Origin of the sequence: Leptospira ryugenii (assembly GCF_003114855.1) — a bacterium.
Taxonomy (GTDB): domain Bacteria; phylum Spirochaetota; class Leptospiria; order Leptospirales; family Leptospiraceae; genus Leptospira_A; species Leptospira_A ryugenii.
In genome coordinates, this window is sequence record NZ_BFBB01000004.1 from 9,199 (window position 1) to 35,977 (window position 26,779).

Consider the following 26,779-nt stretch of genomic DNA (forward strand, 5'->3'; position numbering starts at 1 on the left):
TTGCATGAAATGAAAAAGTCGAAAATCCTTGAGCATATGGATTTTCTTCTCTATTTTTATTTTTTGCTTTTTGGAATGATTCTGATCCTACCGTTTTTGGTATTCTATTTGCGAGGGCAAGGTGAAGGTTCTCCTTTCAGAAAAGATGAATCCGAATACCTCCAACCCTATCTCCAAAAGCGCGAAAATCTACTCGATAGTTTAAAAGACCTAAGGAGTGATTTTTCCTCCGGTAAAATAACAGAGGAAGAGTTTAAGTCAAATTCATTACCTTTGTTAGGTGAGCTTGAGTCATTGGAAACTAGTAAAGAGCAAATGGTAAACAGCACTTTAGAAACCGTTCCTGTAAAGATCATCGAAGGATGGCAATGCCAACAATGTGGTGCCTACACAAAACTACCCAATGCAAAATTTTGCCCAGAGTGCGGAGCCTCTCGATACGCTTAGGTAGAATTCGTTACTTGGAATTGTAAATCATACAATCGTTTGTATTTTGAATCGGGAATCGCCAATAAATCTTGGTGGCTACCCGATTCTTTGATTTCTCCATCCTCTATATAATAGATAGTATCAGCAATTTTGACTGTAGAAAGTCTATGTGCGATGATGATGACAGTTTTGTTGTGATAGAGCCTAACAAATGCTTGTTGGATCAATCTTTCCGATTCGGTATCGAGTGCACTCGTTGCTTCATCCAAGACTAAAACCTCAGGATCTGCCAAAAGAGTTCTTGCGATGGAAATCCTTTGTCTTTGGCCACCACTGAGCATCACTCCCCTTTCGCCCACAATTGTATCAAACCCTTCTTCAAATGATTCTATAAACTCTGTGGCAAAAGCATCGTCTGCTGCCTTACGAATTTCTTCTTCACTTGCCTCAGGTTTTCCGTACGAAATGTTCTCTCGAATCGTTCCATTAAAAAGAAATATATTTTGACTAACTACGCCAATTCTTCTCCTGAGATTTCCAATTTTTAATTGGCGTGCATCAACTCCATCCCAAAGAATCGCTCCTTCCGTCGGGTCTATAAGTCGTGGCAATAGATCAATGAGAGTTGATTTTCCGGCACCAGACGAACCCACAATGGCGATGGTACCACCTTTCGGGATCCTAAGATTGAGTGAGCGTAAAGCATACTTTTCTGTCCCTGGGTATACATACGATACATTTTGGTAGAGGATTTCTTTGCCAAGTGGGCCAAGTGAGACACTATTAGGTGCTTCTTTGATATCACTTTCACGGTTCAGTATCTCAAAGACACGCTCTCCCGCAGAAGCAGATGCCTGCACCAAATTATTGAGAATACCCATTTGTTTGAGAGGACGCATTAGAAAAATGAGTGTGATAAAGAAAACCAAAAACTTTCCGCGAGAAAAACCTGGGTCTTCCAAGAGATAGGCTCCAATACCTAAAAAAATCATCGTCACAATCGATCCAGAGAGTTCTACCATCGCGGGTCCTACCTGGTGATAGAAATGATTCTTAAAAGTTTTTTCAGAAAGGTCATGATTAACATCAAAGAATCTTTGTGACTCGTGTGCTTCCATAGAGAAAGCCCGTATGACCCGAATGCCACTGATCACTTCTTGTAAATCACCATTCAATGCGGACAACCGATCTTGTTGGCTCTTTGTCGATTTGCGAATTCTCTCCGCAAGTGTATTCACTGGACCTAATATAAAGGGAATGACGATGAAAATCAAAAAAAACAATTCCCAACTTAGGATCAAAAGAATCGCTAGATGGATGAGGATGGAAAAAAAATCATTGATCGCATCTTTCAAATCATTGGAAACAACCTTTCCTACTGTATCCACATCGTTGATGATCCTACTCATTAAGATTCCTGTCTTTTCTCTGAGAAAGTCATTTAAAGGAAGGTCTTGGAGCTTAAGATACAAAGCCATCCGAAGGTCTCTAACGGAAAGCAAGCCTGCAGAATTTACGAAATAGATAGTGCCCGCCAAACAGATCATCTTCAAAAGATAGATAGGTATGATGATCAAACAAAAAAGATAGACCAGCTCATCAGGTGTTCGTTTGGCGAGCTCTTGGTTGATATAGGATTTGGTTCTGGCGAAATAAAACTTTCCCCATTCCAAAGTATAGGGAACTACTTCCGATTCTTGTTTTTTTAGAAATTCTTGGTCTGCTTTGGTTAAGGCCAATTGGAATTTATAATTCTCACTCGAGCCCAAGGAATCAAAAATAGGAATGAGAGAAGTGAGCGAAACACCATTAAAGATAGAGACAAAAATAGAGAGAAAAACTCCGATGGTAAGTCTGTATTTGTATCGGACTAAGTATGGCCAGAGTTTTTTATAAATCTTCACGGATGGGTACTATTTCCTTAGTTTTGCTTCTCTTGTCCCTCACTTTTTGCCAAAAAGAGCCCAATCCTAAGCAGCTGATGATTGCACTCCCTACGGACCCTCCAAGCCTCGATCCCCTTTTGGCAACCGATCTTTCTAGCCAAAAGATTTCACGGTTTCTTTATTCCCATCTGTACAAGTTCCAGGGAGCCAAGGTAAACAAGGATTTAGTAGAGGAAGAGAGAGTTTACGTTACGAAAGGCGAGCAAGTTTGGCATTTACGTTTGCAAGAAAAACATGGTTTGCGAGCGAAAGATGTTCAATACAGTTTGGAAAGGCTACTTTCTTCTAATTCTCCTCGCGTTGCAGACTATAAGTTTTTGCATTCCGTAATCGTAAAAGGCGAAAGAGAGGTTTCCTTGTACATCGACTCCCAAGCCAAGGAGTGGGAGGTAAAAGAAAAATTAGCTCTCCCTTTTGCAGCCATTCTTAAAGAAAATGCGCTCGGCTCTTCTCTTTTCTCTTCTTTTGGTGACTATGAAGTGACTGAGTGGAAAAAAAATGAATATTTAGATCTCAAACGTAAGGAAGAAAACAATTCACTACCAGAAAGTGTGAGACTACAAATACTACCTCAATCGACTACGTCCTTATTTCTTTACAAAAAACAAATGTTAGATGCGTTTAAGCTGTCTGACTTTATGCTAAATCTTGAGATTGCAGATGAAAAACATAGCCTCTCAAAGCGAGGCCGATCCATACAATATGTTGCCATCAATCATAACAATCCTTGTTTTGATCTAGCCTTTAGAAAGGCACTCAACTATGCCATACCTAGAGAATTTATCATAGAAAAATTATTATATAATAAAGCTGATCCCATTGTGTCATCTATCCCTTTGCCTTTTTATGAAGAAGTATTCAAAGAAAAAAGAACCTCGGTCTATTTCTTTGATACCGAGAAAGCAAATGCATATTTAAAGAGTTCAAAGTGTTACCCAAATATTTTGGACCAGAAAATAGAATTTAGAATGAGAGCGGATGATGAAAACCAAACAAAAGGTCGGGCAATCGTAGAGGCACTCAAATCACTAGGATTGAATGTACAAATTAAGGGAATGGAAAAAGCTCCCCTCTACAAAGAAAATGGGGAGGGCAAAGGAGATCTCACACTCCTCACATGGTATTCTGACTATCCCTCGATTTGGAATTTTTTGGACCCTTTGTTTCATGATCAAAAATTGGGGAATTCTGGAAACCGAGCACACTACAAAAATGCGGCGCTTACAAAACTATTGGATGAAAAAAAAGATCTCAAGATGGCAAAACAAATCATTGGCATCATCGAAAATGAAGCGCCTTGGATCTTTCTTTGGTCTTTACAAGAAAACTATCTCATCTCAGACAAATTTATTCAGTTCCCAATGCTTTCGGATTATCTATAATGGGTGGTTCCAACTCCACAGCATCAGGTGTCACAGGACTGACACGTTCCCCTGATTCATTGTATTCCGTATTCTCGGATTGACCTTCGTTTGCTGTAGGAGGCTGGATGGTTTCTACTTTAGAAAATCCATCTCGCTTAGGAGGTAAATCTCCTATATAGTAATATTGTTGATAAAGAGGCATCTTACAAATATACGTTGGGGTGTTTTCTAAGAGTGTACCATCATCGGCACACACATCCACTTTTACGAAATCTCCCACAAAGGGAGTAATCAATCGATTTCCAAAACCAAAGCGAGTTTTCACATTTTGAATGAATTTGATCCAAATACCGCCAGCCACACCTGATCCAGATCCAGGAAAAGGAGCACCTTCATCATGCCCTACCCAAACGACTGTTACGTTCCGTGGGGCAAAACCAGCAAACCAAACATCCCGCACACCTTTTAAGCCAGCCCAACGACTCTTCTTTACTTTTGGACTTTGGACAGTTCCTGTTTTGCCGGCAAAAAGATTTGGTTCGCCTGATATCTTTTTTACATTCATTGTCCCTTCCTCGGTTAAAACAGATTCTAGGGTGTTGACTGCCATAGCGCAGGCAACCGGATCTAATATCTGTTCGGTGGCTTCATTGGTCGGCGATTGGTAAAATTCATTTCCGTCTAGATCCGTAATTTTGATAATCTTTCGCGGAACAACTCTCCTTCCCCCATTCAATAAGGTAGCATAAATCGTAGCAAGCTCCATAGGCGACAGCTCTCCCGATCCTAAAGCAAGCGAAAGGTTCTTTTGGAACCTTGACTTCACTTCATCTTCTGGCAAAAATAGGATAGAAGATAATTTTGATAGGAAATAGTTGATACCTATTTGATCCAATAGTTTAACTGAGACTGTATTTACAGATTGCGCAAGTGCAGTTCGTACGGTCATATCTCCGCGATATCCTTTGTACCAATTCTTGGGAGAATATCCAGATATATCCAACTTTTCATCTTTGATTTTGGAGGAAGGATTTACAATTCGTTTCTCAAAAGCCAAGGCATAGACCAATGCCTTGATCGTACTTCCGGGCTGGCGCCTAGCTTCCTCTGCTCTATTGAAACGAAAGCTATTTGAAATCTTATAACCTCCTACTAGAGCCTCAATATCACCCGTTTCAGGATCTAAAGAGATAAAGGATCCGGTCATCTGAGGAAGAATAGTTTTAGTTAGCTCCGAAAGATCTGATTTACCTTTGGAGGAATACTCTCTCTCTTCCTTACTTAGTTCAGAACGTACGCCATCAATCCCAATTCGTAAGGCATCTTCTGCCATTCTCTGTTTTTCTAGATCTAGAGTAGAATATACTACTAGACCTCTCTCCTCTAAATCCTCTTCAGAAAAGGTGTCTAAAACAAAACGCCGTATTTCGGTATTAAAGTCAGGCGCAAGGTTGATTCGGAAATCTTTGTCAGCACCATATTTACCTATTTCACTCGTATAACGAGGATTTCCATCATCATCTTTAAATTCCTTCACCTTATAAATGCTGCGGAATTTTTTTATGTTAACTTCGATCTGGTCATTGAATTTTTTTGGAATTTCTTTCGGTGCTGGATGGAGCTCTGGATTTCTTGCCATATCATACAGAACACGTTTTTGGCGATTCAATGCGATACCTAAATTCCGAATTGGATTATAGACGGAAGGAGCAGGTATGATACCCACTAACATAGCGGCTTCCTCTGCTGTAAGTTCAGAAGCTGGTTTTCTAAAATAATACCTTGCCGCTTCCTCTACGCCAGTATTGCCTTCTCCAAGAAATATTTGATTCAAATACATTGCCAAAATTTCTTCTTTAGAAAATTGGCTTTCGATGTAGAAGGTGCAGTAAAGTTCCGTGATCTTGTTGAATAAATTGCGCCGACCTAAATTTAATGTAAGCTTTGATAGCTGCTGGGTGATTGTGGATCCACCTTGCGATAGCCTAAATTGGACCAAATTGGTGAGGACTGCTCTAATGATAGCGGAATAGTTTACACCTGAATGATTAAAAAACTCTCTATCTTCAGAGGAAAGGAGAGACCAAATGATGATGTTGTTTTTACTCAAATTATCCGTACGAATTGGGCGGAAATTGCGACGATAGAATTCACCGATAACTGTTCCACTTCTATCTAAAATTTTGATCGATTTAGGTTGAAAGCTATCATAAAAATTTGAGACTTCCGATCTATACTTTTCCAGTGACTTTTCCACCCTTGCTCTCTCACCAGACCACACAACATAGGCTCCTCCAGTAAAAAAGAGCAGAAGAAAGATAAAGAAGAAGATAGAGAAGAGTAGGATTGTTTGTCTTTTGTTCCAGAGAATAATGAGAAAATCTCGAAGATGGTCTGCAATGGCTTTCAATACTAAGAAAGCAGTATGGTCATTTCTGATCATCGTTTTTTACCTTTTCCTTTTTTCTCTTTTGGTAATACCAAGGCAGCAACTTCAGAGAAGTGTGAGACTGGAAAAAATTTTACACCTTTTTTCACATAATCAGGAATCTCTAAAAAAGCTTTCTCATTGTCTTTGGGATAGATGATTTGCTTTACACCGACTCGTTTTGCAGCGACGATTTTTTCGCGGAGCCCACCTATCGGCAAAACTTCTCCCGTGAGCGTCAACTCTCCGGTCATACCAAATCCAGGCCGAACAACTTGTCCTCTCGCTAAAGAAAGTAGAGCTGTTGCCATTGTTATACCTGCACTTGGGCCATCCTTTGGAGTGGCACCATCTGGCACGTGTAAGTGGATAGATTTATTTTCAAAAATTTTATCATCTGCTAAATAATTTTTAATAAAAGAGAGAGCAATATTTGCTGATTCTTCCATCATCTTGCCCATCTGCCCAGTCAACAATATCCCACCTTTACCAGTGACAAATACAGCTTCTATCAAAAGGGTAGACCCACCAGCACTTGTCCAAGCCAATCCTAGTGCTGTGCCCGGAACTTTTGGAGTCACCATACGGTCGTCTGTAAAAATTGGTGCGCCCAAAAGTTCTAATATATCTTTTTCTTTGATTTCCTTTGCGTACTTCTCTTTTAATACCTGTTTGAGGGCTATTTTTCTTACAAGTTTATCAAATTGCTTTTCTAAACCACGTAAACCAGATTCCCTTGAGTAGGAATTGATCAAATGTAAGATGGTTTCTTTCTTCATGGAAAATTGATTTGGATTCAGACCATTTTTTTCAAAGGTTTTTTTCCAGAGATACTTTTCAAAAATTTGTACTTTCTCTTCCGCGATGTAACCTGATAGCTGGATGACTTCCATTCGATCTAATAAAACTCTTGGTATCGGTTCATAGGTATTGGCAGTTGCCAAAAAGAAAACATCGGACAAATCGAACGGTAGGTCCAAATAGTGATCCCTAAAACTTGCATTCTGTTCTGGATCAAGAACTTCAAGTAGAGCAGCTTGTGGGTCCCCTTGGAACCCTTGCGACATTTTGTCAATCTCGTCCAATAGAATGACAGGATCCCTCTCTTTTGTGATTTTTAATGCGTTTATCAATTTGCCTGGCATAGCACCAATATAGGTTCGTCTATGGCCTTTGATCTCTGCCTCGTCCCGCATTCCACCCACAGAAAATCGATAATACTTTTTCCCAAGTGCCTCAGCAACAGATTTCGCTATGGATGTTTTGCCAACACCTGGTGGCCCCACCAAACATAAGATAGATCCTCTGGACTTGGGATTGAGTTTTCTCACAGCTAAGTATTCTAAAATCCTTTCCTTTACATCCTCTAATTTATAATGATCGCGGTTTAAGATTTTTTTTGCATGGAGGAGGTTGATTTCTTTTGGCTTCGGTGCTTCCCAGGGAAGTGCCTCGATAAGATCCAAATAATTGCGGATCACATTGTAATCGCTACTCATGGGATCCGTATTTTTAATCTTCTCTACCTCTCGCTCTACTTCTTTTAAAACTTCGGAAGAGACAGGAATAGCCTTCAATCGATCTAATAACTTGTCATACTTGGCTTCTTGCTTCTCTTCGCCTAAGCCTAATTCTTGTTGGATAGCTTTTAACTGTTCTCTAAGAAAAAATTGTCTTTGTTGGTTATCGATTTTATCGTTGATCTGGTCTTGGATTTTTTTCTGCAACAAAACTAGATCGATTTCTTTTTTGAGAAACAAGAGGACCTTTTCAAGGCGATCATTTAAAGTGAGAGCTTCAATAACACTTTGGTAGTCTTCTTTTTCAAGATTTAATATAGAGCAAACAAAATCAGACATTTTACCCGGTTCATTTACATTCAACATGGTGAGTTTCATATCTTCTGTAAACAATGGGTTGTTTTGAGAGAGTTCTTTAGTGAGGATCACAAGAGTTCTCATCAAAGCCTTTATATTATTTTTGGAAGTTCCTAATTCTTCTTCAGGATACGAAACGTCCGCAATCAACCATGGTTCAGTCTGCGTTATTGATTCAATTTTAAATCTTTGGATAGTATTGACTAAGATATTGATTCCGCCATCCGGTAGGTTAACCTTTTTCAATATCCTAGCAACTATCCCAACCTGATAGATGTTAGTTTCTGAGGGCTCATCAGAATCATCTTTTTTTAATAAAATGAGACCTATAAAGCCAGCACCTTTACTTGTTTCCTCGATAGAGGATATAAATCTACCCGGAGGGACAATTAAAGGTGTAATGATACCAGGGAAAACAGGTCTTACCTTGATAGGTAAAAGGAAAATTTGTTTAGGTAGGGCATCTTCAATTCGTGCCAATTTGGTGGGACTTTCCCAAGAATCATTTTGATCCAATGCTAACTCCTCAAAGATTTCAATTTAGAATAAAATAGAAAATCCGAATGGCAAACACTTTACTTTTTATTTTCAATACTTTCTGGACCGAGAGATAACATCTTGTCTCTAAATAAAGCTGCCTTTTCAAAATCCATGTTCGAAGCAAATCGTAACATTTCCTTTTTTAAGGCTTCTCGTAGTCGGTCTTTGGTTTTATATTTTTTTAAAGTGAATTCTTTTTCAATGAGAACCAAGGCTTCTTCTTGTTCATTTTCCTCGGCCATCTCTCGAGGAAGAATATCATGAATCTCTTTTAATACCGTCGTTGGTGTAATGCCAAATTTATTGTTGTGTTCTTCTTGGATCTGGCGCCTACGCTCGGTTTCGAAGATGGCTCGTTTCATAGAATCGGTCATTCGATCCGCATATAGAATGGCCTTACCATGAACGTTTCTTGCAGCTCGTCCAATGGTTTGGATTAAGGACTTGAAATTTCGAAGGAATCCTTCCTTATCTGCATCCAAAATAGCAACAAGAGAAACTTCAGGTATATCCAAACCTTCTCTTAAAAGATTGATCCCCACCAAACAGTCATAAACTCCCTTTCTCAGATCTCGGATAATTTCGACCCTTTCAATGGTATCTATTTCAGAATGCAAATACGCGATTTTTAGACCCACTTCTTTGTAATAATCGGTCAGATCCTCCGACATCTTTTTTGTAAGAGTGGTGATCAAAACTCTTTCTTTTTTTTCAATCCTCAAATGGATTTCTTGTAAGAGGTCTTCAATTTGGTTGGTGGTTGGGCGTACTTCAACTTCGGGATCCAATAAACCTGTCGGACGAATGATTTGTTCGACTACCATTTCACTCTTTTGGATTTCCGTATCATCGGGTGTTGCAGATACGTATAGAGTACGTGGCGTCATACTTTCAAATTCTGTAAAATTTAAAGGTCGATTGTCGAGAGCACTGGGAAGTCGAAATCCAAAATCAACAAGAGTTTGTTTTCTAGATCTATCTCCTGCATACATACCACCTACTTGTGGAAGCGTAACATGAGACTCGTCAACAATGAGTAAAAAATCTTGTTCACGAAAATAATCGATTAAACAAGCTGGCCGATCTCCTTCGTTTCTCCCTGTTAAATGGCGTGAATAGTTTTCTATGCCTGAACAATAACCAAGTTCTGCCAACATTTCCATATCATAATTGGTTCTTGATTCTATCCTCTCGGCTTCCAGGTGTTTTCCCATCTCTAAAAATTTGGCTTTTTGTGCTGCCATCTCTTCTTTGATTTTAACGATGGCATCTTTGACTTTTGGCCCAGAGGTAATAAAGTGTTTGGCGGGATAAATGACAGCTCTATCTAATTTTAGCTTTACCTTTCCCGTAATAGGATCGATTTTTGCGAGACTTTCTACATCATCACCAAATAGTTCAATCCGAATCCCCTCTTCTTGGTAAGATGGCATGATCTCAATGGAATCCCCTCTCACCCGAAAATTCCCTCTACTGAAGTCTATATCGTTTCGATTGTATTGTATCTGGAGAAACTTACGAACAATTTGGTCTCTGTCTATTTTTTCGCCTACTTTGAGCATCACCACAGAATTCATGTAATCTTCTGGTGATCCTAAACCATAAATGCAGGATACTGAACTTACGATGATGACATCATCCCTCTCTAGAAGGCTGGACGTTGCACGTAAACGAAGTTTGTCAATCTCCTCATTCATAGACATGTCTTTCTCGATAAAGGTATCCGAGGACGGAACGTACGCTTCTGGTTGGTAGTAATCGTAATAAGAAACAAAGTATTCAACAGCGTTTTCAGGGAAAAACTCTTTAAATTCTCTGAAGAGCTGTGCTGCCAATGTCTTGTTGTGTGAAAGAATCAAAGTTGGTTTGCCAACTCTTTCTATGACTTGTCCCATAGTGAAAGTCTTTCCTGATCCGGTGACTCCTACGAGTGTAACTTTGTTTTTTCCTGATTGGTAGGCGGAGGCAATCTGTTCAATCGCCTGGACTTGGTCTCCTGCCGCTTGGAAAGGCGAAACCATTTTGAACTTTGCCATATAGCTTAGAGTTTGCGAGTTGCTCGTAAGTGAGCTTGTTTCCGATTGTCAATGATATCTAAATCAACAGTGTCAAAGAGCTTTTGCATCACCATCATTCCACGCATCAAAGTAGCAGTTGATGAAAACTTTCCTCTTTGGATATCATCCTCCAGATTGAAGTCTTTTACTGTATTGATCATTTCTAGGGAGAATACTTTGTTTTTGTCAATTTGGAATATGACTTCAACATTCATTCCATCACCATACTTAGCTGCGTTTTCTACTGCTTCTACGGTAGCAATACAGAGATCCATACGCATATCTTCGTCAATTTTGTTCATTTTGAGAAAGTAATCCAAACGTGCTCGCACATATTGCATAGGGTTAAAGTGCAAGGCACCCAAAAGAACAAAGGTTTCTGAATTCCCAACCTTTTTGGTGAGCGTTGATTTCTCGGCTAAAAGGTATTCACGTGGGTCGAGAGGGTTTGTTTGGATTTCCCCGGCCTTTTCTAAATGGTCAAGATAGCTTTGGATGGCTTCTAACTTGGTGTCTGGGAGTTCTTTGAACTTTCTTTGGACTTCCATTTGAACCCAAGAGAGAAAATCTTTGGCGTTCCCAGCGAGGCCACAAGAAAAAAGAGATTTGATTTCCTTTTCTAACTCATTCTGGGAAAGAGGGAATGGCATATTATTCCCATTCCAACGAGAATGAAAGACTTGTAAATTGTTTTATATGGATGCTTTAAGAAGACCGAAACGTTTGGCGCAGCGCTTCATAAAGCACTATGGCAACTGAGTTGGAGAGGTTGATCGACCGAGAGCCAGCCGCCATTGGAATGGAAAGAACTTGTTCCGCTGGGTGAGCCTCGCGGACCGCAACGGGCAGTCCACTCGTCTCCTTTCCAAATACCAAAACATCCCCCTTTTGGAAGTTTACATCCCAATATGTCTTGGTTCCAAATTTGGAAATGAGAAAGATGCGCTTCTCTTGGTTCTTTTTGCTTTCGAAGAACTCGGAAAAACCAGAATACCGAGAGAGTTGCAATTGGTCCCAATAGTCGAGACCGGCCCGTCTCACCGCTTTTTCGGAAAGGTCGAAAGCAGGTTCACCAATAATGGACATGGGAACGCCAGCATTGACACAAAGCCTCGCGATATTTCCAGTATTGGGAGGGATTTCTGGTTCGAAAAGTGCGACTTCCAAATCACTTCCCAGATTTTTGGTTCTTTTTTTCCAAGGATTGTTTCAACAAAAGTCCGAAGCTTGAAACGGAACTAGAACTTGGTTCCTCTTTAAGATACTGTTGGTACTCCATTCTATCTTGTGTTTCCTTGGCTTTAGAAATGGATAGAGCAATTTGCTTCTTTTCTGGATTGATTTCAAGCACGAAGACCTCCACTTTTTGTCCAGGACTAAACACCGTATTAACGGGAGTTCGCTGAGGAACCCCTGTTTCTTTATTGGGAACTAGTCCCACAAAGTCTTCGTTTAATTTTACAAACATACCGAATGGTTTAATCGATTCTACCGTACCAGAAACAATATCTGTTTCCCGAAAAGGCACTTTTTGTGACCAAGGATCTTGTAAGAAGTCTTTCACACTCAATGAGAATTTACCCTCTTCCCATTGTAAAGACAGCACCTTAGCCCGTAGACTTTCTCCCACTTTGAATTCTTTTTCTAAATCAACATTTTTGCGAAAGCTTGCTTCACTTGAAGGTACCAATGCATCAAAACCATCCATGTCCACAATCAATCCAAATTTATGTATTGATTTGACTTTGACCGTAACAAAGCTCCCTACTTTGAGCTCTCCAACTAATATCCGTTTTTTGGCATCTCTGTCTTTGTCACTGATCTTTTTTTGAGATAGAATGACCTTGGAAGACTTTTGGTTGATTTCAGTGATGATAAATTTGAATCGTTTACCAGAGAGATCTTTTCCTTTCCATTCAATGTCAATCTGCGAAAATGGAACAAAGGCTAAGTAAGAACCTAACTTTACCTCATAACCGCCGTTCACCTCTTGTGCTACCTGCCCAAGAACTGGTATTTCTGATCTTTCGGCAATTTGGAGGTTTTTTTCTGTTAAGGCCTCTCCAACCAAACAAGTGGTAAAATAATAATCCCCAGAATCTTCTTCTAAAAAGTATACGGAAAGTGTATCCCCCGGTTTAGGAGGTGTCTCCTCTTTCCATTCTTCTGCTGACACATTTCCTAAAACATTGGAGTGGATCGTTTTTATAAAAATATAATCACTTTTGACAGAGCTTACCTTTGCCTCATGGAGGGAGCCGGGTTCGATCGACTTTCGTTTTTTAAAACTCTCTTCTAAAAGTCGGTCAAATTCATTCGCCGGTTTTTGATTCGCTTTCATTCGTCTTACCTACTTTTTTGAGGATTTTGTTTTGGGTGTATAAACCAGCTTTCCAGCCAATACCATGGATTCAATTTTAAATATTCCCATTCGGCTCTTCAAAGGATTCTCTGTATGCACAGAAAAATGGGCAGGACCTCCTACCTTAATTTCTCCGCCATGGTCTGCTTTTAAAAAACGACAGGTCCTTTTGCTAAGAGTTTCGAGGAGTTGGATTCTCTCCTCCTGACGGCTGTTAGGATCTCGATGGGTTTTTCGGATCCTCTTGGGAGAAGACCAAAAGAATATGCGGTCAAAGAAATGGGAACTTTCCTCTGGCGGATCTAGCTCATCCTCTCTTCTCCTTTCCTCTTTCCAGCGGAGCCAGATGTCTGCTTCCCAAAGGGCAGCTGTTCCCGGAAAGAGTGCATAGTTCCCCGTGCCACTGGCAAAGAGAAGCCTCTCCTCAGGAAAGCCTTGGAAGGGCACTCCCAAACCCATAAAAGGATCGGCTTCGCTTTCGCTGGACGTATCATCCGAGCTGAGACCCAAAAGAAATGGCTCTACCAATTTTTGATGGCTCTGCGTTTGGAGCTCAGAAAAGGATTGGAGAGTTTGGCGGATGGCCTTTGGATTTTCTTTCCATGATTGGGCTCGGCTCAAGGCAAACAAAGGAGCCCAAAGGTAATTCCTAGTTTGGAGTTCTGGGAGGTCTGTCTCTCTTGTCATTGCATGGAAGACAACTGGGTAGCCACTGTCCAAAGCATCCTGCCAGGCCAAGGGATCAACAAAGGAGTATACAATGGGAACAAGTCCCTTCCGTTCCGCCCAGACTCGGATCCGGTAGAGATCGCGTTTGGGAAAGGAATCCTCACGATGCCTTTTTAGGAAAATGGGAAAAAAATTTGCCCTGTCCGGTTCAATCCATTGGCTCCATTTGGATTCCTCTCTTTCGGAAAACTCTCTGTACAATTTGGTTTCTTTTTTTTCATTTGGGATATGCGATCCCAAGAGAAGAGGCCTTTGGCTTTGGATGAGGTAGGGACCAAACATTCTACCTTTCTGGATCTCCTCTTGGAGCCGTTTGAGATTGGGGTCCCCTACGGAGAGAATATGGCTAAAACCTGAACTTAAGTGAGAGGTCAATTGGACGGCGATTGTTTCTCGGTTTGATTCTCCACCACGTGCATTGTTCGCGAGGGAAACAGAGGCATCGCAAAACCCAGGCAGGAGATAACGAATGCTCTCTCCTTGGCTTTGTTTGGCCTGCGAAATCACTTTGATTCTCCCTTCTTGCACTTCTATGTCGCTTATTGAACCAAAACTTTTTGTTTCGGAACTCCAGACTCTTACTGATTTCATTTTCAATGATTGAGAGAGAAGAACCGTACTACCTCCAACCGATATATAAAGGGAGAATAACAAAAGGAAGAAAGCTCTGTTTTTCATAATGAATAGGTCATTGTACCTTGACAATGAGACCAGAATTTAAATGATTTATGGTATGGGAAAGGAAACAAGCGAGATTTCTGACCACATTAAGCTCCATGTGGAAAACGGGAAGATTCTTTCCTTAAAAACCCATCGCATTTCCAAATCGGTAGAAGACCACATTAAACAAGCAGTGGAGTTGATTTTAGATCGGCTGACATACCCTACCCTAGTGCCTACCCTGTATACCATCATCAAAGAACTTGCCATTAATGCCTGCAAGGCGAACCAAAAAAGAGTTTTTTTCGAAGAACGTGGTTATTCCTTCCAAAACCCAGAAGAGTATTCCAAAGGAGTAAACGAGTATAGACAAATGTTTTCTGAAGTCATGTCTTCTGAGTTTGGGGCAAAGGCTAGACGTAAGGGATACTATTGTTTAATCAACTTTAAGTTTAATGAACATGGCATCACAATAGAAGTTATCAACAATACTCCCATTGCCAAACAAGAAGAGAAGGCAATACGAGAAAGATTGGAAAAAGGAATGTCCTATGATGACATTGCTCAATTCTATTTAGACAATGCAGACAATACAGAAGGTGCGGGACTTGGACTTGCGCTCATCTTAATTATGTTAAAGGGTGAGGGTATAGACCCCAATTACTTTCGTATTATCATAGGTGAAGATTCTACCATTGCTCGACTGGAAATCCCACTCTCAAAAAGCTTTACTTCCGTAAGGGAAAAAAAATTATAAATTAGATGCTCCTTCCTCTCTCCGCGACGATCATAACTCTCAATGAAGAAGATAATTTAGAACGGACTCTAAAAGCACTCTCCTTTATTGAAGACATTGTTATAGTCGATTCTGGCTCAACGGATAAGACCTTACATATTGCATCCTCATTTCCCGCTAAGATTTTGCATCGTAAATTTGATACCTATGCCAACCAGAAAAATTATGCTTTGGCTCATACAAAATACGAGTGGGTCCTTGCTCTGGATGCGGATGAAGTTGTATCAGACGGTTTACGAGAAGAGATCATTCAGCTTTTTTCTTCTTCCCACAAACTAGAGGATAGTGCTGGATTTTTAATTCCCAGACTTACCAACTATATGGGTACCTGGATTCGTTATAGTGGATTTTATCCCAATTATCAATTGCGATTGTTTCAAAAGGACAAAGGCAAGTTTGGTGGTGGTCTCGTGCATGAAAGGGTTCAATTGGAAAGAACTCCCCAAAAATTAAGCCACCCTTTACACCACTATTCATACAAAAATATTTCAGATCATTTGCGATTCATTGATCGATATTCCAGTCTGTTTGCAGAAGAAGAATTTCGAAAAGGAAAACGCAGTGGAATCCTTTGGGCTTTTGGGAAAGGATTCTTCAAAGCATTCTATATGTATTGGATACGATTGGGTATCTTGGATGGCAAAGAGGGTTTTGTCCTTGCAACCTTAGGCTTTTATTATAATTTTTTAAAATATTTAAAACTGTATGAAAAAGGGAAAGACCCTTCAATCTCGTCTTTCTTTGTTATGATTGATCCGGTTCATAATGTAGAGGGCGATGAAACCGCCAAGGAAGATGGCAACCAAATTCACATTTGAGAGCTGAGTGGAGCCAATCTTTGGGCTCATGAGCCACATAATGATATCTCGTATATAAGTTTGTAAGGTGGCAAATACAATGAGCGCCCCAATGCCAGCAACAAGGGTAGAGCCCCAAAATTTTCCCAGTAGGTCCCTTCGTTTGTAGTAATAAAAGTAATAGGCACAAGCAGCAGAGGCGAGAAAAAAGAATAAAATGTCAACGAGTATGGTCCATGGCTCAGAAGGAGCAGCAAGCGGTGTAAATAACATAATTCTCTTTCCTGTCTATACCCATTTTCGGAAGTTCAGTAGGAAGTCCATTAGATAAAAAAAAACCATTCAAAAAGGAAGATAAATGCATTCGAAAAACACAAAAATATTCGGAATTATCGGATATCCCTTAGGCCATACCCTCTCTCCCTGGATCCATAACGAATTGTTTCGCCTTTCTGGTTTTGATGCTGTGTATTTGGTTTGGGAAAGACCGGATTGGGCTCAGATAGGCCTTTCTGCTTTGAGAACCCTTTCCGTTTCAGGCATTTCAGTGACCATCCCTTACAAAGAGTGGGCCTTCCAAGTGTCCACTCAAAGTTGCGAAACATCGCAAACAATGAAATCTTCCAATACCCTTCTATTTCGTGAAGATCAAATTTTAGCACACAATACCGATGGTGAAGGTGCACTTCGTTCGATTCTGGAGACCGACAAACATCTTTTAGACCCTTCTGATGATTCTTCTATTTTGATCCTCGGAAGTGGTGGATCTGCAAAAGGTATTTTATATGCGCTTCATAATTATCTACGGAATCAGAGAAAAAATGACAAAGCCATTGCAAAAAAAATCTACATCTATGCAAGAAATACAAAAGCCTCTGAAGAAATGATACAGAGCATCGGGCACCCGGAAACCATTCGTTTGATCCAAAGAGAAGAACTATTGGCAAACCCCAAAGAATTTTCCCTTGTGATCCACACAACTCCAGTAGGGATGAAGGGTATAGACGGAGATCCACTCCTTCCGAAAGATTTTTTCCATCATGATATGGCTCTCTTTGACATTGTATATAACCCTCTTGAGACCGAACTTGTGCATTTGGCAAAAAAGAAAAATGCAGAGATCATTCCAGGTTACAAAATGTTACTCTACCAAGGCATCAAACAATTTGAATTATTCAGCTCTATAGTTCCAAAACAAAAGTGGATCAAACACATAGATAAAATTTTACTCAAACAGTTGAAACTGAGATGAGCCTGTTTTTTCATATCTTACAAACTTTACACAACCCAGAAAAGACTCGAAAGTTCAATGTGTTCTCTGACTATCTTTTGGAAGGATTTAGGAGAGAATTAGAAAAACATAAAGAAAAGATATCAAAACATCCTTCCTACAAGCCGATTCGATTTAGTGTAGTGGGAACCAATGGGAAGGGCAGCACTTCCCATTATCTCAGTGAACTCTTATTTTCTTTACAAATAGGAGAAGTAGGTCTATATACCTCCCCTCATTTGCTCACTCCTCTAGAGCGAATCTCTTGCAGTGGTCAGATGATTTCGGACTTTGCAGCTGATAAAATCACTGAATCTATTTTAGAATTATACCCGCAAGGGGAACTTCCCTTCACCTATTTTGAATTCTTAACTCTCGTATGTTTGTATTACTTTGCAGAAAAACAATGCAAATATGAAGTTTGGGAGGCAGGTCTTGGTGGAAGGTTAGACGCCACCAAACTCGTACAAGCTGATTATGTTCTAATCACACAAATTGGACTAGACCATTGTGAGATTTTAGGAGATACAATTGAAAAGATTGCAAAAGAAAAAATCAACATTTGTGGTCCTAACACCAAAAGAATCTTCTCAGTCTTGGATTCTGAAGAGAAACGGTCGCTACTCGATCCTCTCGCTAAGGACTTGGGCATTCCCATACATTGGGTAGAGGGGAAAAGAAGACCAGATTATCTAGAGCAAAACTTCCACTTTGCAAAGTCAGTCCTTTCCTCTCTCGGACTAAACAGTACCCAAAGTTTTCCCTCCATTCCAAAGCCCAAAGGCCGTATGGAGCTCATACGTAAAGATCCTACTCTCGTATTTGACCCAGCCCACAACCCACCTGCCGTTCGTTGTACCCTCTCACAATTCAGAGACGAGTATACCCAAAGAAGCCGCATTCTCCTTGCAAGCCTCCCAGACAAAGACCAAGCAGCCATCCTCGAGGAAATCAAGTCCTTTGGTGTATGGGAAGAAGTGGTCTTCTTCGAAGGGACTGGCTTTACTCAATTCCCGAATTTCCCACACGCACAGTCCATTTACCACATCCAAAGCGAAAGAGAGCTTGGTTCTCTTTTTGAGAACACGGATTTGCCGACTCTTGCCATAGGTTCGTTTCGTTTGTACCCAATTTTAACAAGATTATTCCAGAAAGATGGCAAAATGTAAAAATGGCTTTACAAAAGTGAACAATTCGGAAAGAGTTCATTTAGGAAACGACGTTCAGTTATGCAAACTCCAAAAGAACACACCCGAAAAGAAATCTTGGCCGCCGCCCGTGAAGAATTCATTCAGATGGGATTTGAAAAAGCCTCCATGAGAACGATTGCCAAAAAGGCAAAAGTTTCCACGAGCAATATCTACAATTACTTTGAGAATAAAGAACATTTGCTCGTTGAAATCTTAAATCCTATTTTAGGCGGAATGGAAAAGGCATTCCAATACATCTCTCAACCCAATTACTTTGAAAAAAGATTAAATGATTCTTACGAAACCTGGAAGGAACGATTCAACGTTGCCTTGGACTATGTGGACAACAATAGAGATGACTTCACATTACTCTTGTTAAAATCACAAGGGTCTTCCCTAGAAGAATTTCCCGAAAAATTACTCAGTCGACTTACAAATTTGAATGTGGAGCAATACCGTCAGTTTAAAGTAGGACATCCCAATTTTAAAGGCGAGATCAACGAATTTGTTGCACGAAATATACTATCCTTCTTTCTAAATATTTTTGTTCAGATGATCCGCCAAAATATTGCGAAATCAGACATGCTTTTGTACGAAGATAGTATTTTGAAATTTATCCACTTTGGCTATAAAGGATCGATTGCCTCTGATCTGAGCTGATGCATTTTGGTTCCAAAGTCTATGGGAACCAAAATTAAAATCTGCGGAATCAAGGATGTCGAAACGTTCTCCTTATGTAGAGAGCTATCGGTTGATTTTGTTGGCTTAAATTTTTCTCCCAAATCCCCACGAAGAATCCAAAGAACCGAAGCGGAAGCCATCCTTCGCGAAAGAGAAAGAACAGGATCACCTAAAATTGTATTTTTATTTTTCGAAAATGAAGTCTTGGAAATCGAAAATCTTGTAAAAACTTATGCTCCTGACTTAGTCCAGCTGATCGCTGGAGATCCTATTGATATAACTCCTGTTTGGAATACTCATCTACAAAGCAAAACACTACTACCTGCATTTCGTTTACAGAGCAAAGTGGGAGATGAATCTCTCCTTTGTCCAGAATTGCCTTTTGTGATTCTAGATAGTTATAAAAAGGATTTGGGCGGCGGCTCAGGGCACACCTTTCCTTGGGAGTATGCAAAAGAAGTAAAAAGACCATATCTTTTGGCAGGTGGGATAAATCCTCAAAACGTAGAGGATGCGATTCGGTTTTTAAAACCATATGGCATTGATGTTGCCAGCGGTGTCGAAACAGACGGTAAAAAGGATGCATCTAAAATCAAAGAGCTGGTAAACAATGTCCGAAACATATGAAGCTCTCAATACACCGGTTATGCGGCAATTCACCGAGATCAAAGATTCCTTCCCTGATTCTATTTTATTTTTTAGAATGGGCGATTTTTATGAAATGTTTATGGAAGATGCAAAAGAAGCTGCACTCATTTTAGACATTACGCTCACCAAACGCCAAAACCAAATCCCAATGGCAGGCATACCGTACCACGCTGCAGAAGGTTACATTGCTCGGTTGATACAGGCAGGCAAAAAGGTAGTCGTTTGCGAACAAACAAAATCAGAAGATCCGAAAGCCAAAATTATGAGCCGTGAAGTTGTACGGATCATAAGCCCAGGTACCGTGATTGAAGATAATCTTTTAGGTAGTTATCAAAATAACTATTTATCTTTCCTTCATTTGGAAAAGAATCATATCTTTCTCGCCTTTGCTGATGTCAGCACCGCTGATCTTCTCTATTTTTATATAGCAAAAGAAGAAACAGAAAAAATCAAAGATACAATCCAAAGGTTTTCGCCAAGAGAGGTCATCTATGAAGAAAATACCCTCTCTTTCATTCCAGAGGAAGAGTTAAAGAAAAAAATATCTTTAACGCCGCTTCGGCCGGAGTTTTTACCAGATAAAAAAGTGGGGGGACTTGAAGTCGTCGTACATGTCTTAGATGCCTATCTAAAGTACAATTACCGAAAACAAGAGTTCAAGTTCAAAGCTCCCAAACTCATAGATGAGACAGATTTTTTAGGTTTAGATGAGAAAACAATCGAACATTTAGAGCTTTTGGAAAACCCAAACAACAAACAACATACTTTGTTTTCTCTCTTAAACCATTGTCGTACAGCCACAGGAAAAAGATTCCTCAGACAAAGAATCCTCTATCCCTCCCGAAACCCTGAAAAACTCCGACATCACTGGGAAAGGATTCTGCTTCTTTCGCAATTCAAAAAAGAACGTATAAAAATCGCAGAAGCCTTAGAAGAATTTATAGATATAGAAAGAGTTCTCACACGCTTCCGAGGAGGCAAAGCAAGCCCACGCGACTTCCGAGGTATAGAAAAAAGTATTGAGTCCTACTTATCCATAAAACAACTATTAGATGGTGTAGGATATGGATTTTCCTCATTATCCAATCAAATAGAAGCCTATCGTTTGCGTTTAAAAGAAAGACTCTATGAAGGCGAATTGCCAGTTTTTTTGGGCAACTCTCCTTTTTTAAAGCTTGGGTATTCAAGTGAGTATGATAAGGCTCACGAAGCGAAGGAAAAGGGAAAGGACTGGATCATAGAGCTAGAAGAGAGAGAAAAACAAAAGTCTGGGCTATCTAGTCTCAAAATTCGCTACAATAAAATTTTAGGTTACTTCATTGAAATCTCTCGGGTCCAAGCAAAAGAAGCACCAGCCCATTTCTTAAAGAAACAAACTTTGGTGACTGGTGAACGATTTACGACTCCTGAACTAGAAGACAAAGAAAGAATGATTTTAGAAGCAGACCAAATCATTGAGGGAATTGAAAAAACTGAATTCGAAGAATTGGTCAAAAACACCTTACAATTGTCAAATGAGTTTCTTGGAATGGCAGAAGAAGTAGCTAGTCTAGATTACCATATCTCTCTAACCATATGTAAAGAGGAAAATGGATGGGTACAACCAGAAATACGAGAGGATGGTCGTCTTCTTTTAAATGAAGGTAAACATCCAGTCGTGGAAGCTTTTTTGCCTATTGGCGAACGTTTTGTACCCAATTCTCTAGATTTAGACCCCAAAGGTGAAGCCATTGCAGTCTTAACGGGACCAAATATGGCTGGTAAGTCTACCTTCATGCGACAGGTGGCATTGATTCAAATATTGTTCCAAATGGGTTCCTTTTTGCCTGCAAAGTCGGCCTCATTGTCCCTTGTAGATAGGATCTTCACTCGAATTGGATCTGGGGACAACCTAACATCCGGTGAGTCTACTTTCTTTGTAGAAATGAAAGAAACGGCTTATATACTAAATCAATTTACTGAAAATAGTTTGATACTATTTGATGAAGTAGGAAGAGGAACTTCAACCTATGATGGTTTATCCATTGCTTGGTCGATCTTAGAATTTTTATGCGAAAAATTTCCGAAACCCAAAGTGATTTTTGCAACTCATTACCATGAATTGACAGAACTTTCCAAAGAGAATGGGATCTTTAATTTGTTTTTAGATACTTACGAAAAAGAAGATAAGATTCTTTTTTTAAAAAAAGTGAAAAAAGGGAAATCCAAACAATCCTTTGGTATCTATGTTGCGAAACTGGCTGGTCTTCCAGAATCAGTTACAAACAGAGCCAAGGAATTATTAACTGGTTTGGAATCAAAGAAAAAAGAGATTAGAATCAAACGAGAAGAACCAAGCTTGTTTCCAAATTTGAATGAGATCTCAAATCTGGACGAAGGATCTCAATCAAACATGAAAGAGATCATCACCGAATTGAAAAAAATTGATATCAATCTGATACCTCCGATGGAAGCATTGCGCATCTTGGAGGAACTCTCACAAAGAGCTAAACAAAAATAATAAAGCTCGCATATCCGAAAATTGTATCCAATTCTTTATCTGATCCTTTAATCCTTGTTTTGCGTGAAACCCTATCCCTATTGCGGTCTCCCGCAACATCAGACCATCATTGGCACCATCACCAACTCCTACTGTTTGTGTGGTAGGTATTTTGTGTGACTCCACATACTCCTTGAGATAAAAAGCTTTTTTCTCTTTGTTGATGATCTCACCCAAAATTTCACCGGTAAAGTGTCCATTCTCTTCTTGCAATTCATTTGCTTTGAAAAAGGAAATCGGATATTTTTTAGCAAACAAAGTCAAAATGGGCTGAAATCCACCACTCAGAATGATAATCTTTGACTTATGTTTTGGCAATTCTTCGAACAAAACGTCCATACCAGGGTTTAAATGCAAACTTTCATAAACTTCCTGGAAACTTTGCCTCGACAATCCTTGCAATAGTTTTACGCGTTTGCGCAATGCTTCATCAAATGAGATCCCACCTTCCATCGCCTCTTTGGTAACTCTTGCCACTTCTTCAAAGACACCATGGCGTCTTGCCAACTCATCTATGACTTCTTCTTGGATCACGGTTGAGTCCATATCAAAACAAAAGACTGAACTTTCATTGGGACTAATCAGATTGTCCACTTCGAGATAATCTAATTTTTGTTTTGCGGCTACTTCCCGTAACTTAAGCAATTCACTTCTGTTGCTTGAGCCATTCCATTCCCAACGGATTGCACTTTGTCCATGTACGTTTTGAAAATCAAAATGTACATGCGTGGCAGGAGAGATAGCAGAAGCGATTTCCAAAAATCTAGGTTTAGGGAGCTCAGAAGATGAAATAAGCAAAGAAAAGGGCATAGAATTTACAAGAGAGGCCTAAGCTTTTTCCCCCAAACTTGGTATCCTCTTTCATTGAAGTGTATCGGGTCTCCATTCGGACGGACAAAGTCTGCATCGATAACTGGTGCATCTTTTTGACGCATCTCATTCCATACTTCTATGTAGGTGACATTTTTACGGTTCCTTGCTGTTTCTGAAAGGAACAGATTGAACACTGGAACAATGCGGTTTAGTTCAGGCACTAGCGTTGGTGGAACGGCGATTAGGATTACTTTCGTTTTTGGGTTTTTGCGTTCAATCCTGTCTAGGATAGCCAAAGTGTTGTCCTGCGAATAGGATAGGCACTTCCCATAAATGAGGTCATTGCCACCAATTTCAATGATGACGACTTCGGGCGAAAGAGAAAGTACATCTTCTTCGATTCTTTCTAATAGTGTTTCTGTCATATCGCCGCCTATTCCTCGGTTGACGATATTTACACCAGGTAACTCTTGTTTCATGAGATCAGGTGAAAAACCAAACACTAGACTATTTCCCACGATCACGACACGGCTTTGTTTGGTCTGTTGGTTGTCAGCTTGGAATGCTATGCGCTTTAAGGTCCAAAGCTCTTTGTATTTTTTGAAGTCTTTTTGGTTGGCCCAACCTGCCTCTCGTAAGCAGGTGAAGTCAGGATGGAAGTAGTCTTTGACTCTAAGAGTTCGGCAAGAACTAAAGAGAAGAGAAAGGATGAATAAAAATAGAGATGTTTTAGAAAAAACTGGTCTGCTATTCTTTATCATCCGGCTCATTCATGCGGAAGCGTTTTTGCCAATCTTTAATCTGAGATTGGGCATACTCTTCCGTGTCACAAATTCGAAACTCGATCGGATTGTTTGTCGTAGTCTCGATGAGTTTGGCCTCAATGTAGCCATTTTTTAGCTTGGTTGTCTCTATGCGGTATCGCATTGGTATCTCCCCTTACCAGGTTTTACTGAGCCCTTATCTTGGCAATCTCTTCTAAGGTCTCTTCCTCTTTGTATTTGCCAAAGAGGAAAATGGCCAAGAGACAGAAAAGAGAAGCCAGTGGTCCCGTCAAACGAACCCCAAGTTCACCACCACTTTCTTCTTGTTCTACCTTACATGGTATCATACTAGACGTTTTTTTCTGCTCATTTTCTTGGCTTGAACCTTGGTTCTTGCCTGAATCGGATTCAGTTTTATTTTGTTTCTCAACATTTTCTGCAACCGAGGGAGCTAAGATTCCAGTTACGTTAGGTGACACATTTTTTTTGCCTTCTTGGTCCAAACCTATGAGAATCAAAGAGGAGAAAATCAATACTGCTAGTGTTTGTCCTAGCTTTTGCATAAAGGTTCTACCTGCGTAAAACAAACCTTCACGTTTCGAGCCTGTTTTTAGGGCATCTAATTCTGCAATGTCTGCAAGAATAGCATTAGGAAGAATACCCAAAATTGCAATAGGAACTGCCGCTATCCCAACAATCATATAACCTTGGATATATGGGGAAATGGGCAAAGTGTTTTTACCTATGAAATAGATGGAAAGAAACAATCCTAAGAAAATATAAAATCCAATCAATACAGTCTTCTTTTTACCAATGCGCTTTGCCACTAAATTGACAACAGGGTAAAAGGCAAAGGAAACCAAAAGCATAATGGTGAGTAGTTGGGTAACAAAGTCCCTCTCCAATTGCAACAATACAGTCACGTAATAGGAAATGCCTGTTGTGAGTACAGTGAGAGCAAGGAAATAACAAAGATCGGAAAGTGCAAAGTAACGAAAGTTTTTATTTTTAAAGGTAAGGACGATTGCTTCACGAAACGGTACGCTAGATGGTTCCGATTCGCAGTATGTCTTCTCAGAGATAGCAAAGACAGGGAAATACATACAAATCGCAGCAAATGCACAAAGTATCCCGAGAGCATATTGACGTGCAATGAGCATCTGTAAGGCGGGGTCTTGGTCAAAGACGAAGTTTGCTTTCAGAATATTTCCTATGATAGGCTCAGTGGAGGCAACGATGATACCAAGAGCATAGGTTACGGAAATGTATGTTGAGAGGTTGAGCCTTTCATTTGGGTTGTGTCCTAACTCAGGAATTAAGGCAAAGTAAGGAGTTACATATACAGTGAGGAAGAGGTAAAATAGGAGCATGAAGCATGTCATCCAGATCAAGTTACCCGAAGACACATAATGGTGTGGAGGGACAAAGATCAACCAGCAGAAGACTGCCGCAGGCACTCCACCCAAGGCTAGGAACGGGATTCTTCGGCCAAATCGAGAAGAGAATCGATCGGAACTATTGGCGACCAAAGGATCCGTGATCCCATCCCATAATCGTCCTACTGCCGCCACAACACCAATTGTAGAGAGCCCAAAAAAGGCGACTTTCGCTATGAGATCAGGGAAACAATCTTCTCCCGCTTTTGGAGCTGGTGGCAGATAAAAATATACCTGGTGGAGTCCGATGATGTTGATCAAAGTCGACCAACCCAATTGGCCTACAGCGTAGGCAACTTGTTTGGAAAAGGGAAGAGATGGCTTTTGCATGAGTTCTCGCTACAAGGAAGTAGGAGAAATCTACCGATCGTATGAAAAAAGCAAACTACTTTTTGAATTTGTACAGCTCTGGAAAGTTTTTTTCCTCATATAAGAAACTACCAGAAGAAACATCCCATCCTTCTGGTATGCCTTCTGAAAACTCTGGAACCATACCACAGTCTTTGATGAGTTGTAGCGTTTGCCATGCTTCACTCCCCTTTACATTTAGATATCCTTCCGCAAATAGGGAATTGGCAACATATAAGGCCATGGCCTGGAGATTTCCAAGGTGGCCTTCTCTTCCAGCTCCAATCCGAATCTCAGAGTCTGGGTTCACCAAACGAAAAACAGACAGTATGCGAAGGCAGTACTCTGGTGTCAGAGGCGAAGCTGTTACCGCATGGCCTTTGATAGGGATAAAGAAATTAACAGGAATTGAAATGACTCCGAGTCGTTTCAATTCAAAGGCAACAGAGACTATGTCTGAGGCAGTCTCCCCCATTCCCACGATCAAACCAGAACAGAGTCCAATATTTGCACTCGATGCCGCTTCTAAAGTTGTTAGTCGGTCGCGAAATGTATGTGTAGAACAGATCTCATTGTAATTGGCTTCTGATGTATTTAGGTTGTGGTTGTAACGATCAAGGCCGGCATCTTTCAAGACCCTTGCTTTTTTTTCGTCCAGAATCCCTGCAGAAAGGCAGACCTTTAGCCCCAACTCTGAGTTTATTTTTTGGATGGTAGAAGCCAAACGATCTACAGCCTTATCTGTGGGCCCCCTGCCAGAAGTTACCATACAAAAACGATAGGCTCCATTTTCCTTTGCCTTTTTGGCATCTTCCCAAATTTCCTCTTCGGATTTTAAAGAATACTCCTGAATACCAGAATCCCCGCCTTTTCTTTGGGCACAATAACCGCAATCCTCGGGGCAGTAGCCATTTTTGATATTGTCTAGGATATGGATGCGAACTGCATTCCCAAAGTAACGAAACCGTTCTTCACTTGCACGATTCACTAAGCCTAAAATGGGGCTTTTGTCAGTCAGCAAAGCCAAAGCCTCAGCAGGATTGATGCAAGAAGGAACTGTTGAGCTAGTAGAAGTGGTCTCGGAAGCGATCATGATAGCTAGGCT

Annotated in this window: 23 protein-coding genes; 9 read left to right on the forward strand and 14 right to left on the reverse strand. The window is 40.3% G+C overall.

Translation table 11 applies throughout. From position 1 onward, the window contains the following. Positions 1-9: 9 nt before the first annotated feature. A complete protein-coding gene (locus tag DI060_RS08425; RefSeq protein WP_244594325.1) occupies positions 10-447 on the forward strand; it encodes a zinc ribbon domain-containing protein in 438 nt (145 codons plus the stop codon). Here DI060_RS08425 and DI060_RS08430 read toward each other — a convergent pair. Beyond that, positions 444-2,333: an ABC transporter ATP-binding protein gene (locus tag DI060_RS08430; protein ID WP_108975786.1), complete on the reverse strand. Its 1,890-nt coding sequence runs from the start codon at positions 2,331-2,333 to the stop codon at positions 444-446. The two genes, DI060_RS08425 and DI060_RS08430, sit on opposite strands and share 4 nt — an antisense overlap. Between DI060_RS08430 and DI060_RS08435 the strand changes: the two genes are divergently transcribed. Next, the gene (locus DI060_RS08435) at positions 2,306-3,757 is read left to right on the forward strand and encodes an ABC transporter substrate-binding protein (protein WP_244594326.1); all 1,452 of its coding nucleotides are present in this window, start codon (positions 2,306-2,308) and stop codon (positions 3,755-3,757) included. The two genes, DI060_RS08430 and DI060_RS08435, sit on opposite strands and share 28 nt — an antisense overlap. On the opposite strand, the gene DI060_RS08440 is transcribed toward DI060_RS08435, so the two are convergent. Genes DI060_RS08440 through DI060_RS08470 form a run of 7 tightly spaced genes read right to left on the reverse strand, consistent with a single transcriptional unit; the run spans position 3,723 to position 14,323 of the window. Beyond that, positions 3,723-6,182: a transglycosylase domain-containing protein gene (locus DI060_RS08440; protein ID WP_108975790.1), complete on the reverse strand. Its 2,460-nt coding sequence runs from the start codon at positions 6,180-6,182 to the stop codon at positions 3,723-3,725. The two genes, DI060_RS08435 and DI060_RS08440, sit on opposite strands and share 35 nt — an antisense overlap. Beyond that, complete coding sequence (gene lon / locus DI060_RS08445) at positions 6,179-8,560, reverse strand: endopeptidase La (RefSeq protein WP_108975792.1); 2,382 nt, start codon at positions 8,558-8,560, stop codon at positions 6,179-6,181. Before lon ends, DI060_RS08440 begins: the two co-directional genes overlap by 4 nt. A gap of 59 nt (positions 8,561-8,619) precedes the next feature. After that, positions 8,620-10,620: an excinuclease ABC subunit UvrB gene (gene uvrB / locus DI060_RS08450; RefSeq protein ID WP_108975794.1), complete on the reverse strand. Its 2,001-nt coding sequence runs from the start codon at positions 10,618-10,620 to the stop codon at positions 8,620-8,622. A 5-nt stretch (positions 10,621-10,625) separates the two neighbouring features. Then, on the reverse strand, positions 10,626-11,291 hold the full coding sequence (locus tag DI060_RS08455; RefSeq protein WP_108975797.1) for an ATP-binding protein: 666 nt from the start codon (positions 11,289-11,291) through the stop codon (positions 10,626-10,628). A 55-nt stretch (positions 11,292-11,346) separates the two neighbouring features. Further along, the gene (locus tag DI060_RS08460; RefSeq protein ID WP_108975799.1) at positions 11,347-11,808 is read right to left on the reverse strand and encodes a tRNA (cytidine(34)-2'-O)-methyltransferase; all 462 of its coding nucleotides are present in this window, start codon (positions 11,806-11,808) and stop codon (positions 11,347-11,349) included. A 1-nt stretch (position 11,809) separates the two neighbouring features. Then, positions 11,810-12,982, reverse strand: a complete 1,173-nt coding sequence (locus DI060_RS08465) for a S1 RNA-binding domain-containing protein (protein ID WP_108975801.1) — start codon at positions 12,980-12,982, stop codon at positions 11,810-11,812. Positions 12,983-12,991: 9 nt separating this feature from the next. Further along, complete coding sequence (locus tag DI060_RS08470) at positions 12,992-14,323, reverse strand: hypothetical protein (RefSeq protein ID WP_108975803.1); 1,332 nt, start codon at positions 14,321-14,323, stop codon at positions 12,992-12,994. Between the two features lie 130 nt (positions 14,324-14,453). Here DI060_RS08470 and DI060_RS08475 point away from each other — a divergent pair, with 130 nt between their 5' ends. After that, positions 14,454-15,149: a histidine kinase gene (locus tag DI060_RS08475; RefSeq protein ID WP_209452012.1), complete on the forward strand. Its 696-nt coding sequence runs from the start codon at positions 14,454-14,456 to the stop codon at positions 15,147-15,149. 5 nt (positions 15,150-15,154) lie between these two features. Next, positions 15,155-16,006, forward strand: a complete 852-nt coding sequence (locus tag DI060_RS08480) for a glycosyltransferase family 2 protein (RefSeq protein WP_108975805.1) — start codon at positions 15,155-15,157, stop codon at positions 16,004-16,006. Here DI060_RS08480 and DI060_RS08485 read toward each other — a convergent pair. Then, positions 15,914-16,258 carry a hypothetical protein gene (locus DI060_RS08485; protein ID WP_108975807.1) on the reverse strand — a complete coding sequence of 115 codons (345 nt, stop codon included), beginning with the start codon at positions 16,256-16,258 and terminating at the stop codon, positions 15,914-15,916. The genes DI060_RS08480 and DI060_RS08485 overlap by 93 nt on opposite strands. A gap of 85 nt (positions 16,259-16,343) precedes the next feature. Here DI060_RS08485 and DI060_RS08490 point away from each other — a divergent pair, with 85 nt between their 5' ends. The 5 genes from DI060_RS08490 to mutS are packed head-to-tail and all read left to right on the forward strand — an operon-like array spanning position 16,344 to position 22,274. Continuing rightward, entirely contained in the window at positions 16,344-17,237 is an 894-nt protein-coding gene (locus tag DI060_RS08490; protein WP_108975809.1) for a shikimate dehydrogenase family protein, read from the forward strand. Then, positions 17,234-18,424: a Mur ligase family protein gene (locus DI060_RS08495; protein ID WP_108975811.1), complete on the forward strand. Its 1,191-nt coding sequence runs from the start codon at positions 17,234-17,236 to the stop codon at positions 18,422-18,424. The genes DI060_RS08490 and DI060_RS08495 overlap by 4 nt, the downstream gene beginning before the upstream one ends. Positions 18,425-18,484: 60 nt before the next feature. Further along, positions 18,485-19,105, forward strand: coding sequence for a TetR/AcrR family transcriptional regulator (locus DI060_RS08500; protein WP_108975813.1), 621 nt, complete (start codon positions 18,485-18,487; stop codon positions 19,103-19,105). Positions 19,106-19,126: 21 nt separating this feature from the next. Then, positions 19,127-19,753, forward strand: coding sequence for a phosphoribosylanthranilate isomerase (locus DI060_RS08505; protein WP_108975815.1), 627 nt, complete (start codon positions 19,127-19,129; stop codon positions 19,751-19,753). Then, positions 19,737-22,274 carry a DNA mismatch repair protein MutS gene (gene mutS / locus DI060_RS08510; RefSeq protein ID WP_108975817.1) on the forward strand — a complete coding sequence of 846 codons (2,538 nt, stop codon included), beginning with the start codon at positions 19,737-19,739 and terminating at the stop codon, positions 22,272-22,274. The genes DI060_RS08505 and mutS overlap by 17 nt, the downstream gene beginning before the upstream one ends. Here mutS and serB read toward each other — a convergent pair. From serB to bioB, 5 genes are read right to left on the reverse strand one after another with little or no spacing between them, the layout of a single operon-like run. Beyond that, entirely contained in the window at positions 22,251-23,123 is an 873-nt protein-coding gene (gene serB / locus DI060_RS08515; protein ID WP_108975819.1) for a phosphoserine phosphatase SerB, read from the reverse strand. The genes mutS and serB overlap by 24 nt on opposite strands. Positions 23,124-23,128: 5 nt before the next feature. Next, the gene (locus DI060_RS08520; RefSeq protein WP_108975821.1) at positions 23,129-23,887 is read right to left on the reverse strand and encodes an SGNH/GDSL hydrolase family protein; all 759 of its coding nucleotides are present in this window, start codon (positions 23,885-23,887) and stop codon (positions 23,129-23,131) included. Then, positions 23,874-24,053 carry a hypothetical protein gene (locus tag DI060_RS08525; RefSeq protein WP_108975823.1) on the reverse strand — a complete coding sequence of 60 codons (180 nt, stop codon included), beginning with the start codon at positions 24,051-24,053 and terminating at the stop codon, positions 23,874-23,876. The genes DI060_RS08520 and DI060_RS08525 overlap by 14 nt, the downstream gene beginning before the upstream one ends. A gap of 22 nt (positions 24,054-24,075) precedes the next feature. Next, positions 24,076-25,656, reverse strand: coding sequence for an MFS transporter (locus tag DI060_RS08530; RefSeq protein WP_108975825.1), 1,581 nt, complete (start codon positions 25,654-25,656; stop codon positions 24,076-24,078). Positions 25,657-25,711: 55 nt separating this feature from the next. Then, a complete protein-coding gene (bioB, locus tag DI060_RS08535; RefSeq protein ID WP_108975827.1) occupies positions 25,712-26,767 on the reverse strand; it encodes a biotin synthase BioB in 1,056 nt (351 codons plus the stop codon). Between the last annotated feature and the right edge of the window lie 12 nt (positions 26,768-26,779).

Excerpts from the sequence above, each read along its gene's own strand:
- DI060_RS08475 (WP_209452012.1), top strand. The coding sequence starts at position 14,454 with ATGATTTATGGTATGGGAAAGGAAACAAGCGAGATTTCTGACCACATT.
- DI060_RS08485 (WP_108975807.1), bottom strand. The coding sequence starts at position 16,258 with ATGTTATTTACACCGCTTGCTGCTCCTTCTGAGCCATGGACCATACTC.
- DI060_RS08455 (WP_108975797.1), bottom strand. The coding sequence starts at position 11,291 with ATGCCATTCCCTCTTTCCCAGAATGAGTTAGAAAAGGAAATCAAATCT.
- DI060_RS08500 (WP_108975813.1), top strand. The coding sequence starts at position 18,485 with ATGCAAACTCCAAAAGAACACACCCGAAAAGAAATCTTGGCCGCCGCC.
- DI060_RS08435 (WP_244594326.1), top strand. The coding sequence starts at position 2,306 with ATGGCCAGAGTTTTTTATAAATCTTCACGGATGGGTACTATTTCCTTA.
- DI060_RS08525 (WP_108975823.1), bottom strand. The coding sequence starts at position 24,053 with ATGCGATACCGCATAGAGACAACCAAGCTAAAAAATGGCTACATTGAG.
- uvrB (WP_108975794.1), bottom strand. The coding sequence starts at position 10,620 with ATGGCAAAGTTCAAAATGGTTTCGCCTTTCCAAGCGGCAGGAGACCAA.
- DI060_RS08495 (WP_108975811.1), top strand. The coding sequence starts at position 17,234 with ATGAGCCTGTTTTTTCATATCTTACAAACTTTACACAACCCAGAAAAG.
- DI060_RS08530 (WP_108975825.1), bottom strand. The coding sequence starts at position 25,656 with ATGCAAAAGCCATCTCTTCCCTTTTCCAAACAAGTTGCCTACGCTGTA.
- DI060_RS08470 (WP_108975803.1), bottom strand. The coding sequence starts at position 14,323 with ATGAAATCAGTAAGAGTCTGGAGTTCCGAAACAAAAAGTTTTGGTTCA.
- mutS (WP_108975817.1), top strand. The coding sequence starts at position 19,737 with ATGTCCGAAACATATGAAGCTCTCAATACACCGGTTATGCGGCAATTC.
- DI060_RS08480 (WP_108975805.1), top strand. The coding sequence starts at position 15,155 with ATGCTCCTTCCTCTCTCCGCGACGATCATAACTCTCAATGAAGAAGAT.
- DI060_RS08505 (WP_108975815.1), top strand. The coding sequence starts at position 19,127 with ATGGGAACCAAAATTAAAATCTGCGGAATCAAGGATGTCGAAACGTTC.
- DI060_RS08465 (WP_108975801.1), bottom strand. The coding sequence starts at position 12,982 with ATGAAAGCGAATCAAAAACCGGCGAATGAATTTGACCGACTTTTAGAA.
- DI060_RS08440 (WP_108975790.1), bottom strand. The coding sequence starts at position 6,182 with ATGATCAGAAATGACCATACTGCTTTCTTAGTATTGAAAGCCATTGCA.
- DI060_RS08520 (WP_108975821.1), bottom strand. The coding sequence starts at position 23,887 with ATGATAAAGAATAGCAGACCAGTTTTTTCTAAAACATCTCTATTTTTA.
- bioB (WP_108975827.1), bottom strand. The coding sequence starts at position 26,767 with ATGATCGCTTCCGAGACCACTTCTACTAGCTCAACAGTTCCTTCTTGC.
- serB (WP_108975819.1), bottom strand. The coding sequence starts at position 23,123 with ATGCCCTTTTCTTTGCTTATTTCATCTTCTGAGCTCCCTAAACCTAGA.
- DI060_RS08490 (WP_108975809.1), top strand. The coding sequence starts at position 16,344 with ATGCATTCGAAAAACACAAAAATATTCGGAATTATCGGATATCCCTTA.
- DI060_RS08425 (WP_244594325.1), top strand. The coding sequence starts at position 10 with ATGAAAAAGTCGAAAATCCTTGAGCATATGGATTTTCTTCTCTATTTT.